Below are 15,472 nucleotides of genomic sequence, written 5' to 3'. Positions count from 1 at the left end.
GACGATGCGTTTCCGGCCGGGCGCCCGTTGCGCCTTACTTCACCTTCGCGGCTTTCGCGAGCGCGGCGACCGCGCTCTTCGAATCCTGCTGCGAGTTCATGAACTTCGTCACGACGTCGGTGATCGCGCCGGCCGTCGCGTCGCCCTGCGCCATTCCGTGCGCGAGCGACGGCACGAAGCCGCCCGACTTGATCGCGGTCTGCTCGTCGGCGTACGACTTCTTCGCGCAGTCGTCGAACTTGTCCATCTTCACGCCGAGGCGTACCGGCACCGAACCCTTCAGCAGGCTGAACTGCTCCTGGAAGGCCGGCGTCATGATCGTCTTCGCGAGCGCGAGCTGGCCCGGCGTCGCGTCCTTCTGGCCCTTCTGCTGGAAGAACACGAACGAGTCGACGTTGAACGTGTACGAGTTCGCCGTGCCCGGCACCGCTGCGCAGATATAGTCCTTGCCGGCCTTCTTGCCCGCGTTCTCGAACTCGCCCTTCGCCCAGTCGCCCATGAACTGCATGCCGGCCTTGCCGTTGATCACCATCGCGGTCGCGAGGTTCCAGTCACGGCCGTTGCGGCCCGTGTCGAAGTAGCCCTGGATCTTGCGCACCGTGTCGAACACCGACACCATCTGCGGCGAATTCAGCGTGGCCTGGTCGAGATCGACGAGCGCCTTCTTGTAGAACGCCGGGCCCTGCGACAGCACGACGTCTTCCCACAGCGTCAGGTCCTGCCACGGCTGGCCGCCCATCGCGACCGGCTGGATGCCCGCGGCCTTCAGCTTGTCGGCCACCGCGAAGAACTCGGGCCAGGTCGTCGGCACCTTCGCGCCGATCTTGTCGAGCGCGGCCTTGTTGATATAGAGCCAGTTCACGCGGTGCACCGAGAACGGCGCGGCGACGGTATGGCCCTTGTACTTGATGATCTTGTCGATTTCCGGCGGCAGGTTCTGCTTCCAGTCGCCGGCAGCGGAATCGATGTTGACGAGCACGCCTTGATCGGCCCAGTCCTGGATCAGCGGGCCCTTGATCTGCGCGGCCGACGGGGAGTCGCCGCTGATCACCTTGGTCTTCAGCGCGGTCATGGCCGCCGCGCCCGCGCCGCCCGCGACCGCGAAGTCCTTCCACACGTAGCCCTGCTTCTGGAGGTCGTCCTTCAGCACGCCGACGGCCTTCGACTCGCCGCCCGAGGTCCACCAGTGCAGCACCGTTACGTTCTCGGCCGCCTGCGCCGCCACGGCGCCAGCCATCAGACCCGCGGCGCAGAGCGCGCCCATGATCGAGCGAACTTTCATTACTTATCTCCTCCAGACTGAATCAACTCGTGAGGTTCCCTGACCGGGAACCGGCTTCTTGATAAACGACGGGGAAATCGAGCCGCGGGACGCGTGCAGCGTACGGGGCCGATGACCGGCCGGGCTCTTACAGAAAGCGTGAATCGAGATTCAACGGCGTGTCTCCTCATTGTGTTTCTGGCCCGCCGCGATACCGCGGCGCGAGCCCGGGGCGACGGCGCGCGGACGATGCGCACCGTCAATGTCCGATAACATTCGGCACAAGGCGTTCCCGAAGGCGAAGCTCGCGCAGTTCATCGACCGCACTTCTTTTTTTCTTCACCCAGGTGCTACCCCTTGCGGCGGATTGTAGTTAAACTACAATTCAGTGTCAAAAATATTTTTATCGCACTACGGATCGCTTCCCAGCACCCCAACCGGCGGAGACACATGCATACCGATTCCAGCTTTACCTTCGTACTTTTCGGCGGCACCGGCGACCTGTCGATGCGCAAGATCCTGCCCGCGCTGTTCGAAGCGCACCGCGGCAACATGCTCGCGGAAGGCGGCCGGATCGTTGCCGTCGCGCGGCACGAATCGGATCGGGCGGGCTATCTCGAGTGGGTCGACACGCACGTGAAGCCGCATGCGGCGAAGGCGGCCGGCAAGGCGTTCGACGACAGCGCGTGGCAAGCCTTCCTCGAGCGCATCGAATACGTGAAGCTCGACCTCGGCCGCGCGGAGGACTACACCGTGCTGCGCGACGCGGTCGCACAATTGCCCGGCATCCGCGTGTTCTATCTCGCGACGGGGCCGTCGCTGTTCGTGCCGATCTGCAAGGCGCTCGCGTCGGTCGGCCTGAACGAAGGCGCGCGCATCGTGCTCGAGAAGCCGCTCGGCTACGACCTGCGCTCGTCGAACGCGATCAACGACGCGGTCGGCGAGATCTTCGCGGAAGACCAGATCTACCGGATCGACCACTATCTCGGGAAAGAGCCGGTACAGAACCTGCTCGCGCTGCGCTTCGGCAATGCGCTGTTCGAGCCGCTGTGGCGCCGCGAATGGGTCGAGAGCATCCAGATCACGATCGCCGAGGAGCTCGGCGTCGAGGCGCGCGGCGATTTCTACGACAATACGGGCGCGCTGCGCGACATGGTGCAGAACCACCTGCTGCAACTGCTGTCGATCGTCGCGATGGAGCCGCCGCACTCGATGGATTCCGACTCGGTGCGCGACGAGAAGCTGCGCGTGCTGCGTGCGCTGAAAGCGGTCGATCCGCGCGACATCGGCAAGGTCGCGGTGCGCGGCCAGTATCATGCGGGCGTGATCAAGGGCGCGCAGGTGCCGGCCTACGCGACCGAGCCGGGCGTGAAGCCCGACAGCCAGACCGAAACCTTCGTCGCGCTGAAGGTCGAGATCGAGAACTGGCGCTGGGCCGGCGTGCCGTTCTTCCTGCGCACCGGCAAGCGTCTCGCCGACCGCGTCGCGGAGATCGTCGTCAATTTCCGGCCGGTGCCGCACTCGGCGCTCGGGCCCACCGCGCTGCGCGCCGGCGCGAACCGCCTCGTGATCCGGTTGCAGCCGAACGAGACGATTCGCCTGTACTGCCTCGCGAAGCAGCCCGGCGAAGGGATGAACCTCGCGAGCGTGCACCTCGACCTCGCGTTCGACCAGTTCTTCAAGGAAGGGCAGATGGAGGCCTACCAGCGCCTGCTGCTCGACGTGATCAACGGCCGCCTCGCGCTGTTCGTGCGCCGCGACGAGCAGGAAGCCGCGTGGCGCTGGGTCGAGCCGATCCTGAACGAATGGGCGCGCTCGCTGAAGCCGCCGAAGCCGTACGCGGCGGGCACGTGGGGGCCGGCCGCGGCGAGCGCGATGCTCGCGCAGCACGGCACCTGCTGGCTCGAAGAAGAAAATTGATGCAAACCGTTGCCGTGCACGCTTGGCGCGCGGCAACGTGCCCCACGATTCATACGAATTGAACAGACAAAGCAGTCCGGAGGAGATGTGATCGAGATTCACGCTTTCGACACCCAGGAAGCGCAAAGCGAAGCGCTCGCGCGCGCCGTGGGCGAGGCGCTGCGCGCCGCGCTCGGCGGCCCCGCGCGCCCGACGCTCGCGGTGTCCGGCGGCACGAGCCCGCGCCCGTTCCTGCAAACGCTGTCGCACGCGGCGCTCGACTGGGCCGGCGTCGACGTCACGCTGGTCGACGACCGCTGGGTGCCGGAGGACGACGCGGCCAGCAACGCGCACCTCGTGCGCGACACGCTGCTGCAGCACGCGGCGGCCCCTGCCCGCTTCCTGCCGCTCGTCGACACCAGCACGGCGCTCGATGCGCACGTCGCCGCGCTGAACGCGAACGCCGACTACCGCGTGCCGACCGTCGCCGTGCTCGGCATGGGCGAAGACGGCCACACCGCGTCGATCTTCGCGGACGCGCCCGAATGGGACCACGCGATCACGACGCCCGAGCGCTTCGTCGCCGTGCATCCCGGCGCCGCGCCGCATGCGCGCGTGAGCTTTTCGCTCGATGCGCTGAAGCGCGTCGACCGGCTCTTCCTGTTGATCGCGGGCAGCCGCAAACGCGACGTGCTCGACGCCGCGGCCGCCACGCTGCAGAAGAACGCGATTTCCCACCTGGCCAACGACAAGGGGACCCAGCTCGATGTCTACTGGTGCGCAAAGTAAGGCTGTCGTCGCGGTCCAGCATGCCGACGGCCCGCGCCTGCTCGCGGACGTCGGCGGCACCAACGCGCGTTTCGCGCTGGAAACCGGCCCGGGCGAGATCACGCAGATCCGCGTCTATCCCGGCGCCGACTATCCGACGATCACCGACGCGATCCGCAAGTATCTGAAGGACGTGAAGATCAGCCGCGTGAACCACGCGGCGATCGCGATCGCGAACCCGGTCGACGGCGACCAGGTCACGATGACCAATCACGACTGGAGCTTCTCGATCGAGGCGACGCGCCGCGCGCTCGGCTTCGACACGCTGCTCGTCGTCAACGACTTCACCGCGCTCGCGATGGCGCTGCCCGGCCTCACCGATGCGCAGCGCGTGCAGATCGGCGGCGGCACGCGCCGCCAGAACAGCGTGATCGGGCTGCTCGGGCCCGGCACCGGGCTCGGCGTGTCCGGCCTGATTCCGGCCGACGATCGCTGGATCGCGCTCGGCAGCGAAGGCGGCCATGCATCGTTCGCGCCGCAGGACGAGCGCGAGGATCTGGTGCTGCAGTACGCGCGCAAGAAGTTTCCGCACGTGTCGTTCGAACGCGTGTGCGCGGGCCCCGGCATGGAGATCATCTATCGTGCGCTCGCCGCGCGCGACAAGAAGCGCCTCGCCGCGAACGTCGACACGGTCGAGATCGTCGAGCGCGCGCATGCAGGCGAAGCGCTCGCGCTCGAGGCGGTCGAATGCTTCTGCGGGATTCTCGGCGCGTTCGCGGGCAGCGTCGCGCTGACGCTCGGCGCGCTCGGCGGCGTCTATATCGGCGGCGGCGTCGCGCTGAAGCTCGGCGAACTGTTCACGCGCTCGTCGTTCCGCGCGCGCTTCGAGGCGAAGGGCCGTTTCACGCACTATCTGCAGAACATCCCGACCTACCTGATCACCGCCGAATATCCGGCGTTCCTCGGCGTATCGGCGATTCTCGCGGAGCAGTTGTCGAACCGTTCGGGCGGCGCGTCGTCGGCGGTGTTCGAGCGGATCCGCCAGATGCGCGACGCGCTGACGCCGGCGGAGCGCCGCGTCGCCGATCTCGCGCTGAACCATCCGCGCTCGATCATCAACGATCCGATCGTCGACATCGCGCGCAAGGCGGACGTGAGCCAGCCGACGGTGATCCGCTTCTGCCGCTCGCTCGGCTGCCAGGGCTTGTCGGACTTCAAGCTGAAGCTCGCGACCGGCCTCACCGGCACGATTCCGATGAGCCATAGCCAGGTGCATCTCGGCGACACGGCCACCGACTTCGGCGCGAAGGTGCTCGACAACACGGTGTCCGCGATCCTGCAACTGCGCGAACACCTGAACTTCGAGCACGTCGAGAATGCGATCGAGATCCTGAACGGCGCGCGCCGCATCGAGTTCTACGGGCTCGGCAATTCGAACATCGTCGCGCAGGACGCGCACTACAAGTTCTTCCGCTTCGGGATTCCGACGATCGCGTACGGCGACCTGTACATGCAGGCCGCGTCGGCCGCGCTGCTCGGCAAGGGCGACGTGATCGTCGCGGTGTCGAAGTCGGGGCGCGCGCCCGAGCTGCTGCGCGTGCTCGAGGTCGCGATGCAGGCCGGTGCGAAGGTGATCGCGATCACGTCGAGCAACACGCCGCTCGCGAAGCGCGCGACCGTCGCGCTCGAGACCGACCACATCGAGATGCGCGAGTCGCAGCTGTCGATGATCTCGCGGATCCTGCATCTGCTGATGATCGACGTCCTCGCGGTCGGCGTCGCGATCCGTCGCGCGTCGACCAACGGCGAATTGCCGGAGGCCGTCGCGCAGGCGCGCGCACGGGCGAGCGACGACGAAACGGCCGACGTGCTCGACTGGCTGAGCCACGGCGCATCGCCGGCGGCGAAGGACGTGGCGCGCGACTGACGGTCGACACGGTCAGGCGCTCGCCACTTTCCGACCGCCCGAAAAAAAACGCCACCGACGCATCGCGCGGTGGCGTTTTTTCATGCCGCGGTCATTGCGGCCTCCGCTCACGCCCCCGCTTTCACCGGCCGGCCATGCCAGCGCAGCACAAGGTAGCGCCCGGCGAAACACAGCACGCCCGACACACCGATCGTCACGCCCATCGCGAACGGCGTGCCATCCGCGAGTGCGCCGATCGCCACGCTCGCGAGCGCGCCGAGCGCGAGCTGCATCGCACCGAACACGGCCGCCGACGCGCCCGCGTTGTGCGGGTAGCGATGCATCAGGTCGGTCGTGCAGTTCGCGGACAGGATCCCGACCACGCCGACCACGAAGAACAGGCACACGACGATCGACCACAGCCCGCCCCACCCCGTCAGCGCGACGAGCGCGACCGCGAGCGACGCGATGCAGCTCACCAGCGACGCGGCGGCAATGAGGCGCAGCGAGCCAATGCGGCCGACGAGCCGCGTGTTCGCGAAGTTGCCGATCATGATCCCGACGACGTTCAGCCCGAACAGCAGCCCGTAGTGCTGCGGTGACACGTGGAAATACTCGATGTACACGAACGGCGTCGCGGTGATGTACGAGAACATCGCCGCGAACGCCATCCCGCCGCACAGCATGTGCCCCCACGCGACCGGATCGGACAGGATGCGCCCGTACGACGCGAACGATGCAAGCACGGCCGCGCTCTTGCGCCGCTCCTTCGGCCAGGTTTCGGGCACGCGCAGGTACGCGGTCGCCGCGCACAGTGCGCCGAACGCGGCCAGCACGACGAACACGCCGCGCCAGCCGGCGAAGCGCAGGATCTGCCCGCCGATCAGCGGCGCGAGCAGCGGCCCGACCGCGGTGACGATCGCGACCATCGACAGCACCTTCGCCGCGTCGGTCGGCTCGTGCGCGTCGCGCGCGATCGCGCGGGCGAGCACCGACGCGGCGCCCGCGCCGAGCGCCTGCAGGAAGCGCACGATGATCAGCATGTCGATCGAGCCCGACACGAAGCAGCCGATGCTCGCGAGCGTGAACAGTGCGATGCCGCCGAGCAGCACCGGGCGGCGGCCCCACGTATCGGACAGCGGACCGTACAGCAGCATGCCGATCGAGAAGCCGGCCATGAAGCTCGTCAGCGTGCGCTGCGCGGCGCCGGGGCTCACGGAGAAGCCGTCGGCGATCGACGGCAGGCTCGGCAGGTACATGTCGGTGGCAATCGGCCCGCAGGCGGCGAGCGCGCCGAGCAACAGGATCAGCCGGGCATCGGGCCGGCGCCGGACGACGTGGGACATGGGTATCCGGAATGGAGGCCCGCGCGCATCGGGGCGCGCGTGGCGGTGAAGACGGGAGGCCGCGCCGCGGACGGCGCTCAGGCCCATGATTGTACGCGCAACTTTTTTGCGTGCCGGCGGCGCGTGTGACGCGCATGGCCGGAAAGCGCCCGCACGATCGGTGTCGCACGAGTTCGCGTGTGGATTCGATTAAGCTTGCTGCTCGCCGTTTTTCTCGTCTGACCAAATCGACCCGACGACCGAACCGATGACCGCTTTCCTGCTGATCTGGAGCCCCAAGAAATGGCCGTGGCCCGAGCTGCCCGACGTCGCCGCGCGCGTGAAGGCAGGCGAGGCCGTGCACGACGTGTGGGGCTGCGGCTTCGCCCGCGGCATCCTGCCGGGCGACCGCGTGTTCCTGCATCGCGTCGCGAAGGAGCCGAAGGGCGTGTTCGGCTCCGGCTACGTGACGCGCGCGCCTTACGAGGTGCCCGATCCGGCGACCCGGCGCGGCTACCGGCTGTGCATCGACTTCGTCTACGACTGGCTGGTCGACGCGCACCAGGACGTCGTGATCCCGCGCGACGCGCTGCGCGTGCATCCGTACTCGGTGCAGACCTGGGATGCGCAGAGCTCCGGCACGTCGATCAAGCCGATGGTCGAAGGCCCGCTGGAGAAACGCTGGGCCGAGCTGACCGGCAAGCGGAAGTCGCCGCGATAAGCGGATCGGCACCGGCCCGCCGTCGCCGTTCCCGCGCGCCCACCTCGCGCCTGCCCCCCAACGCGCCGAAAGGCCGCAGACCGCCCGACGGGCCCGCCCCGCGCGTCTCCGGTACAATCGGACGGATAGTTCCGCCCAGGCGCCGCGGCCCGTGCACAGGCCCCGCACCCTTCTCTCGCAGGTTTCGCTCATGTCCAACAATCAGATCCTCTTCGAACGCGCCCAGAAGACCATTCCGGGCGGCGTCAACTCGCCGGTGCGCGCCTTCCGTTCGGTCGGCGGCACGCCGCGCTTCGTGTCGCGCGCGCAGGGCCCGTACTTCTGGGATGCCGACGGCAAGCAGTACATCGACTACATCGGCTCGTGGGGCCCGATGATCGTCGGCCACGTCCACCCGGAAGTGCTGTCGGCCGTGCAGAACGTGCTCGCCGACGGCTTCTCGTTCGGCGCGCCGACCGAGGCGGAAATCGAGATCGCCGAGGAAATCTGCAAGCTCGTGCCGTCGATCGAACAGGTGCGGATGGTGTCGAGCGGCACCGAGGCCACGATGAGCGCGCTGCGTCTCGCGCGCGGCTTCACGGGCCGCAGCCGCATCGTCAAGTTCGAGGGCTGCTACCACGGCCACGCGGACAGCCTGCTGGTCAAGGCCGGCTCGGGCCTGCTGACGTTCGGCAACCCGACGTCGGCCGGCGTGCCTGCCGACATCGCGAAGCACACCACCGTCCTCGAATACAACAACGTCGCCGCGCTGGAAGAAGCGTTCGGCGCGTTCGGCGATGAAATCGCCGCGGTGATCGTCGAGCCCGTCGCGGGCAACATGAACCTCGTGCGCGGCACGCCCGAATTCCTGAACGCGCTGCGCGCGCTGTGCACGAAGCACGGCGCCGTGCTGATCTTCGACGAGGTGATGTGCGGTTTCCGCGTCGCGCTCGGCGGCGCGCAGCAACACTACGGGATCACGGCCGACCTCACCTGCCTCGGCAAGGTGATCGGCGGCGGGATGCCGGCCGCCGCGTTCGGCGGCCGCCGCGACATCATGGCCCATCTCGCGCCGCTCGGCGGCGTGTACCAGGCCGGCACGCTGTCGGGCAACCCGATCGCGGTCGCGGCCGGCCTGAAGACGCTGCAGCTGATCCAGGCGCCGGGCTTCTACGACGCGCTCACCGCGCAGACGAAGCGCCTCGCCGATGGCCTCGCGGCCGAAGCGCGCGCGGCCGGCGTGCCGTTCGCGGCCGACTCGATCGGCGCGATGTTCGGCCTGTACTTCGCCGAGCGCGTGCCGACCAGCTTCGCGGAAGTCACGAAGAGCGACACCGAACGCTTCAATCGCTTCTTCCACCTGATGCTCGACGAAGGCGTGTACTTCGCGCCGTCCGCGTACGAGGCCGGCTTCGTATCGAGCACGCACGACGACGCGGTGATCGACGCGACGCTCGCGGCCGCGCGCCGCGCATTCGCGGCCCTCGCCGCCTGACCGGAACCACGCATGTTCTCGGATACCGATTTCGCCCACATGCAGCGCGCGCTGACGCTCGCCGCGCGCGGCATGTATACGACCGCGCCGAACCCGCGCGTCGGCTGCGTGATCGTCAAGGACGGCAACGTCATCGGCGAAGGCTTCACGCAGCCGGCCGGCCAGGACCACGCGGAGGTGCAGGCGCTGAAGGACGCGCGTGCGCGCGGCCATGACGTCGCCGGCTCCACCGTCTACGTGACGCTCGAGCCGTGCAGCCACTTCGGCCGCACGCCGCCGTGCGCGAACGCGCTGATCGACGCGCGCGTCGCGAAGGTCGTCGCGGCGATGGAAGACCCGAACCCGCAGGTATCGGGGCGCGGCCTCGGGATGCTGCGCGACGCGGGCATCGACGTGCGCTGCGGGCTGCTCGCGAACGAAGCGGGCGAACTGAACATCGGCTTCGTGTCGCGGATGACGCGCGGCCGCCCGTGGGTGCGGATGAAGACGGCCGCGTCGCTCGACGCACGCACCGCGCTGCCGTCCGGCGAAAGCCAGTGGATCACCGGCGAGGCCGCGCGCCTCGACGGCCACGCATGGCGCGCGCGTGCATGCGCGATCCTCACCGGGATCGGCACGGTGCGGGAGGACAACCCGCTCCTGACGGTGCGCGGCATCGACACGCCGCGCCAGCCGCAGCGCGTGCTGGTCGACAGCCGCCTCGACCTGCCGCTCGATGCGCGCCTGCTCGAGGGTGCGCCGCTGCTGATCTTCTGCGGCCGGCTCGATGCGGCCGGCGAAGTGCGCGCGAAGGTGCTGAAGTCGCGCGGCGCGGAAATCGTGCCGCTCGCGAATGCGCACGGCAAGGTCGACCTGCCCGCGATGCTCGCGGCGCTCGGCGCGCGCGGCGTCAACGAACTGCACGTCGAGGCCGGCCACAAGCTGAACGGTTCGCTGCTGCGCGAGCAGTGCGTCGACGAGCTGCTCGTCTATCTCGCGCCGAGCCTGCTCGGCAGCGACGCGGCCGGCATGTTCGACCTCGCCGCGCCGGCGAGCCTCGACGCGCGCACGCGGCTCGCGTTCCACAGCGTCGAGCGGATCGGCGACGATCTACGGATTCTCGCGCGCGTCGCGCCGCCGGCCGCCACCCACTGAACGGAGCCGTCACGATGTTTACCGGAATTGTCGCGGCCGTCGGCCGCATCGAATCGATCAACCCGCTCGGCGCGTCGCCCGACGCGGGCGTGCGGCTGACGGTGCATGCCGGTGGGCTCGATCTGGCCGATGTCGCGCTCGGCGACAGCATCGCGATCCAGGGCGCGTGCATGACCGTCATCGAAAAGACCGAAACCGGCTTCGACGTCGACGTGTCGCGCGAAAGCCTGAACCGCACGGTCGGCCTCGCGCAACCCGGCGAAGTGAACCTCGAGAAGGCGCTGCGCGCGCACGATCGCCTCGGCGGGCACATCGTGTCGGGCCACGTCGACGGCCTCGGCACCGTGACGCGCTTCGCGCCGGTCGGCGAATCGCACGAGCTGCGGATCGTCGCGCCGCGCGAACTCGGCCGCTATCTCGCATACAAGGGCTCGATCACGGTCAACGGCGTGAGCCTGACCGTCAACGCGGTCGACGATCGCGCGGACGGCTGCGAATTCTCGATCAACCTGATCCCGCATACGGTCGAGGTCACGACACTGCGTCACGTGAAAGCCGGCGACAAGGTCAATCTCGAAATCGACATGATCGCGCGGTATGTCGAGCGGATGCTGTCGGCATCGCACGGCGTGCCGCAGGACTGATTGCGGGGGGCGCTGCCCCGGGACATGAAATGGCGGCCGGCGGTTCGGCCCGACACCTGGCCGGACGGCTAACGACGCGCACGGGTCATCGCGTCGCGCTAAGATGCAACGGCAGCGGTTTCGGCGCCGCGACACACGGTGCGCCGCATACCGGCTGTCCCTTTTCCTCCAGGAGTCGTCCCATGTCCATCTCGATGTACCAGGCTTCGCTGCCCGTCCTCATCCGCGGGCTCACCAACCTGCAGCACATCCTCGGCAAGGCGCAGGCGCATGCGGCCGAGAAGCAGATCGACCCGTCGGTGTTCATCGGCGCGCGCCTCTATCCGGACATGCTGCCGCTCGTCCGCCAGGTGTACATCGCCACCGACACGGCCAAGGGCTGCGCCGCGCGGCTCGCCGGCGTCGACATCCCGAGCTATCCCGACGTCGAGCAGACCTTCGACGAGCTGCATGCGCGCATCCAGAAGACGATCGACTATCTGACGAGCATCGAGCCCGCGCAGATCGACGGCAGCGAATCGCGCCAGGTCGTGCTCAAGATGCGCACCGGCCCGATCGAGTTCACCGGCCAGTCGTACCTGCTGAACTTCGTGCTGCCCAACTTCTTCTTCCACGTGACGACCGCCTACGACATCCTGCGCCACGGCGGCGTCGAACTCGGCAAGCTCGACTACCTCGGCGGTCGCAACGAGCACGCGTGACGCCCGGCCGCGCCCCGGCCGAGCTGCGGCCGCCTGTCCTCCGGCGGGCCGCGGCGGCCCCGGCAGGCGCGCCTCGCCGGGTGGTCGCGCGGCTTTCCGGCGTGATCGCCGGCCGCGCGCGGCCGGTGCCAGCCGAAACGCGGTCCGGCTGGCGTAAAATACGCACTTTCCTCTTTCTCGCCCCCTTATGACGCTCGCCTCCACGCTCGACATCATCGCGGAGTTGAAAGCCGGCCGGATGGTGATCCTGGTCGACGAAGAAGACCGCGAAAACGAAGGCGACCTCGTGATCGCCGCCGAATTCGTCACGCCGGAAGCGATCAACTTCATGGCCAAGTACGGCCGTGGCCTGATTTGTCTGACGTTGACGCAGGAACGCTGCAAGCAGCTGCACCTGCCGCTGATGACCTACCGCAACGGCACCCAGTACGGCACCGCGTTCACGGTCAGCATCGAAGCGGCCGAAGGCGTGACGACCGGCATCTCGGCCGCCGACCGCGCGCACACGATCGCCACGGCGGTCGCGCACGACGTGCGTCCCGAGCACATCGTGCAGCCGGGCCACGTGTTCCCGATCATGGCGCAGCCGGGCGGCGTGCTCGTGCGCGCCGGCCACACCGAGGCCGGCTGCGACTTCACCGCACTCGCCGGGCTCACGCCGGCCGCGGTGATCTGCGAGGTCATCAAGGACGACGGCACGATGGCGCGCCTGCCCGACCTGCTCGAGTTCGCGAAGGAGCACAACCTGAAGATCGGCACGATCGCCGACCTGATCCACTACCGCAGCCGCACCGAATCGATCATCGAGCGGATCGCCGAGCGCACGATGCAGACCGCGCACGGCACGTTCCGCGCGGTGCTGTACCGCGACCAGCCGACCGGCTCGCCGCACATCGCGCTGGTGCGCGGCACGCCGTCGCCCGACGTCGATACGCCCGTGCGCGTGCACGAGCCGCTGTCGGTCCTCGACCTGCTCGAGACGAGCATCTCGACGCACTCGTGGACGCTCGACGCCGCGATGCGCGACATCGCGGAACGCGACCTCGGCGTGATCGTGCTACTCAACTGCGGCGACACGAAGGAACATCTGATCGACGTCTTCAAGGCGTTCGACGAGGAAGAAAAGGCCGCTGCGCTGAAGCGCCGGCCGGTCGATTTCAAGACGTTCGGCATCGGCGCGCAGATCCTGCGCGACGTCGGCGTCGGCAAGATGCAGGTGCTGTCGAATCCGCGCAAGCTGGGCAGCATGTCCGGCTACGGCCTCGAAGTCACGGGCTTCATTCCGATGCCCGGCGGCGAAGCCAAGTCCTGCCCGGCGTCCCACGCGTAACCCGCCACGGCGCTTTCGCCCTATAACCGTTCATCCACACCACGGACAGATCATGGAAATCGGACAATACCAACCGAATCTCGAAGGCGACGGCCTGCGTATCGGCATCGTGCAATCCCGCTTCAACGAACCCGTCTGCAACGGCCTGGCCGATGCATGCGTCGAGGAACTCGAGCGCCTCGGCGTCTCCGGTGAAGACGTGCTGCTCGTGTCGGTGCCCGGCGCGCTGGAAATCCCGCTCGCGCTGCAAAAGCTCGCGGAAAGCGGCCAGTTCGACGCACTGATCGCGCTCGGCGCGGTGATCCGCGGCGAGACGTACCACTTCGAACTCGTGTCGAACGAAAGCGGCGCGGGCATCACCCGCATCGGCCTCGACTTCAACCTGCCGATCGCGAACGCGGTCCTGACGACCGAAAACGACGAGCAGGCCGTCGCGCGCATGACCGAAAAGGGTCGTGACGCCGCACGTGTCGCGGTCGAGATGGCGAACCTGACGATGGCGCTCGACCAGCTCGGCGACGACGAGGACGAAGAAGAAGACGAAGAAGACGAAGAGGAGCGCGCATGAAGAAGAGCGCCCGCCGACAATCGCGCGAGCTGGCGACGCAGGGCCTGTATCAGTGGCTGCTGTCGAACGCGGCCCCCGGCGAGATCGACGCGCAACTGCGCGGCGCGCTCGGTTACGACAAGGCCGACAAGGAGCTGCTCGACGCCATCCTGCACGGCGTGATTCGCGAGCATGCGACGCTCATCGAAGCCCTCACACCGTCGCTCGACCGCCCGGTCGACCAGCTGTCGCCGGTCGAGCGCGCCGTGCTGCTGATCGCGACGTTCGAGCTCACGCATCATGTCGAAACGCCGTACCGCGTGATCATCAACGAAGCGGTCGAACTCGCGAAGACGTTCGGCGGTTCAGACGGCTACAAGTACGTCAACGGCGTGCTCGACAAGCTCGCCGCGAAGCTGCGCCCCGCCGAAACGCAGGCGCGCCGCAACGGCTGATTCCGTTGGTACACGGGCGCGCAAGCGCCCGTTTTTCATTCTTCCTCCCCTTCCTCGCCCCGCCCGACCGATGAATACCACCGCCGATTCGCTCGTCACGCTCGCCGCACGCGTCGACGCGATCCAGCCCTTCTACGTGATGGAACTGATGAAGGAGGCACAGCGGCTCGAGTCCTCCGGGCGCGATGTTATCCACATGGGCATCGGCGAACCGGATTTCACCGCGCCGGAGCCCGTCGTCGAGGCGGCCGCGGCCGCGCTGCGCCGCGGCGTCACGCAGTACACGAGCGCGCTCGGCATCGCGCCGCTGCGCGAAGCGATCGCCGCGCACTATGCACGCGCGTACGGCCTCACGATCAGCCCCGAGCGGATCGTCGTGACGGCCGGCGCGTCGGCCGCGCTGCTGCTCGCCTGCCTCGCGCTCGTCGGCCGCGACGACGAGGTATTGATGCCCGACCCGTCGTACCCATGCAACCGGCACTTCGTCGCGGCGGCCGAAGGCCGCCCGGTGCTCGTGCCGAGCGGCCCGGAAGCCCGCTTCCAGCTCACCGCGGACGACGTCCGCACGCGCTGGGGCAGCCGCACGCGCGGCGTGCTGCTCGCGTCGCCGTCGAACCCGACCGGCACGTCGCTCGAGCCGGACGAGCTGATGCGGATCGTCGAGGCCGTGCGTGCCCGCGGCGGCTTCACGATCGTCGACGAGATCTACCAGGGGCTCAGCTACGACGCGGCGCCCGTGTCGGCGCTGTCGTTCGGCGACGATGTCGTCACCGTGAACAGCTTCTCGAAGTACTTCAGCATGACCGGCTGGCGACTCGGCTGGCTGGTCGTGCCGCCGTCGCTCGTCGGCACCTTCGAAAAGCTGTCGCAGAACCTGTTCATCTGCCCGTCCGCGCTCGCGCAGCATGCGGCGCTCGCATGCTTCGAACCGGCCGCGCTCGACATCTACGAAGCGCGCCGCGTCGAATTCAAGCGTCGCCGCGACTTCATCGCGCCGGCGCTCGAACGGCTCGGTTTCACGGTACCCGTGATGCCGGACGGCGCGTTCTACGTGTATGCGCACTGTGGCGGCGTCGCCCATCCGGCGGCCGGCGACAGCGCGGCGCTCACGCACGCGATGCTGCACGACGCGGGCGTCGTGCTGGTGCCGGGCATGGACTTCGGCGTTCATGCGCCGCGCGACTATATCCGGCTGTCCTATGCGACCGCGTACACGCGCCTCGAAGAGGCCGTCGAGCGGCTGGCGGCGCTGTTCGGCCAGCACTGACGGCCGGCCGGCCGTCCCGGCGCGCGGCGCCCTTGCGGCC

14 protein-coding genes are annotated in these 15,472 nt (G+C 68.4%); 12 read left to right on the top strand and 2 right to left on the bottom strand.

Annotated features, from left to right (window positions below; all coding sequences use genetic code 11):
• Positions 1 to 34: 34 nt before the first annotated feature.
• Complete coding sequence (locus BAMB_RS04195) at positions 35 to 1,282, bottom strand: ABC transporter substrate-binding protein (protein WP_011656199.1); 1,248 nt, start codon at positions 1,280 to 1,282, stop codon at positions 35 to 37.
• A 429-nt stretch (positions 1,283 to 1,711) separates the two neighbouring features.
• Here BAMB_RS04195 and zwf point away from each other — a divergent pair, with 429 nt between their 5' ends.
• From zwf to BAMB_RS04180, 3 genes are all read left to right on the top strand, one after another.
• Positions 1,712 to 3,181 carry a glucose-6-phosphate dehydrogenase gene (zwf, locus tag BAMB_RS04190; protein ID WP_011656198.1) on the top strand — a complete coding sequence of 490 codons (1,470 nt, stop codon included), beginning with the start codon at positions 1,712 to 1,714 and terminating at the stop codon, positions 3,179 to 3,181.
• Between the two features lie 87 nt (positions 3,182 to 3,268).
• A complete protein-coding gene (gene pgl, locus BAMB_RS04185; protein WP_011656197.1) occupies positions 3,269 to 3,949 on the top strand; it encodes a 6-phosphogluconolactonase in 681 nt (226 codons plus the stop codon).
• Positions 3,927 to 5,855 (top strand): bifunctional transcriptional regulator/glucokinase, encoded by a 1,929-nt coding sequence (locus tag BAMB_RS04180; protein ID WP_011656196.1) that lies wholly within the window; start codon positions 3,927 to 3,929, stop codon positions 5,853 to 5,855. The genes pgl and BAMB_RS04180 overlap by 23 nt, the downstream gene beginning before the upstream one ends.
• 107 nt (positions 5,856 to 5,962) lie before the next feature.
• On the opposite strand, the gene BAMB_RS04175 is transcribed toward BAMB_RS04180, so the two are convergent.
• The gene (locus BAMB_RS04175) at positions 5,963 to 7,180 is read right to left on the bottom strand and encodes a Bcr/CflA family multidrug efflux MFS transporter (RefSeq protein WP_041491106.1); all 1,218 of its coding nucleotides are present in this window, start codon (positions 7,178 to 7,180) and stop codon (positions 5,963 to 5,965) included.
• 247 nt (positions 7,181 to 7,427) lie between these two features.
• Between BAMB_RS04175 and BAMB_RS04170 the strand changes: the two genes are divergently transcribed.
• From BAMB_RS04170 to BAMB_RS04130, 9 genes are all read left to right on the top strand, one after another.
• Positions 7,428 to 7,880: a hypothetical protein gene (locus BAMB_RS04170; protein ID WP_011656194.1), complete on the top strand. Its 453-nt coding sequence runs from the start codon at positions 7,428 to 7,430 to the stop codon at positions 7,878 to 7,880.
• Between the two features lie 190 nt (positions 7,881 to 8,070).
• The gene (gene hemL / locus BAMB_RS04165) at positions 8,071 to 9,354 is read left to right on the top strand and encodes a glutamate-1-semialdehyde 2,1-aminomutase (RefSeq protein WP_011656193.1); all 1,284 of its coding nucleotides are present in this window, start codon (positions 8,071 to 8,073) and stop codon (positions 9,352 to 9,354) included.
• A gap of 12 nt (positions 9,355 to 9,366) precedes the next feature.
• Positions 9,367 to 10,488 carry a bifunctional diaminohydroxyphosphoribosylaminopyrimidine deaminase/5-amino-6-(5-phosphoribosylamino)uracil reductase RibD gene (gene ribD / locus BAMB_RS04160; protein WP_011656192.1) on the top strand — a complete coding sequence of 374 codons (1,122 nt, stop codon included), beginning with the start codon at positions 9,367 to 9,369 and terminating at the stop codon, positions 10,486 to 10,488.
• A gap of 14 nt (positions 10,489 to 10,502) precedes the next feature.
• Positions 10,503 to 11,132 carry a riboflavin synthase gene (locus BAMB_RS04155; protein ID WP_011656191.1) on the top strand — a complete coding sequence of 210 codons (630 nt, stop codon included), beginning with the start codon at positions 10,503 to 10,505 and terminating at the stop codon, positions 11,130 to 11,132.
• A 182-nt stretch (positions 11,133 to 11,314) separates the two neighbouring features.
• Positions 11,315 to 11,833 carry a DUF1993 domain-containing protein gene (locus BAMB_RS04150; protein WP_011656190.1) on the top strand — a complete coding sequence of 173 codons (519 nt, stop codon included), beginning with the start codon at positions 11,315 to 11,317 and terminating at the stop codon, positions 11,831 to 11,833.
• Positions 11,834 to 12,020: 187 nt separating this feature from the next.
• On the top strand, positions 12,021 to 13,163 hold the full coding sequence (ribBA, locus tag BAMB_RS04145; RefSeq protein WP_011656189.1) for a bifunctional 3,4-dihydroxy-2-butanone-4-phosphate synthase/GTP cyclohydrolase II: 1,143 nt from the start codon (positions 12,021 to 12,023) through the stop codon (positions 13,161 to 13,163).
• Between the two features lie 52 nt (positions 13,164 to 13,215).
• The gene (ribH, locus tag BAMB_RS04140) at positions 13,216 to 13,731 is read left to right on the top strand and encodes a 6,7-dimethyl-8-ribityllumazine synthase (RefSeq protein WP_006754953.1); all 516 of its coding nucleotides are present in this window, start codon (positions 13,216 to 13,218) and stop codon (positions 13,729 to 13,731) included.
• Positions 13,728 to 14,165: a transcription antitermination factor NusB gene (gene nusB / locus BAMB_RS04135; protein WP_006754954.1), complete on the top strand. Its 438-nt coding sequence runs from the start codon at positions 13,728 to 13,730 to the stop codon at positions 14,163 to 14,165. The genes ribH and nusB overlap by 4 nt, the downstream gene beginning before the upstream one ends.
• 70 nt (positions 14,166 to 14,235) lie before the next feature.
• Positions 14,236 to 15,432, top strand: a complete 1,197-nt coding sequence (locus tag BAMB_RS04130) for a pyridoxal phosphate-dependent aminotransferase (RefSeq protein WP_011656188.1) — start codon at positions 14,236 to 14,238, stop codon at positions 15,430 to 15,432.
• The last annotated feature ends 40 nt before the right edge of the window (positions 15,433 to 15,472 follow it).

It is taken from the genome of Burkholderia ambifaria AMMD, from assembly GCF_000203915.1.
Lineage (GTDB): Bacteria > Pseudomonadota > Gammaproteobacteria > Burkholderiales > Burkholderiaceae > Burkholderia > Burkholderia ambifaria.
Note: the sequence above shows the minus strand (reverse complement) of the source record. Positions and strands in the feature narration are given on the sequence as shown.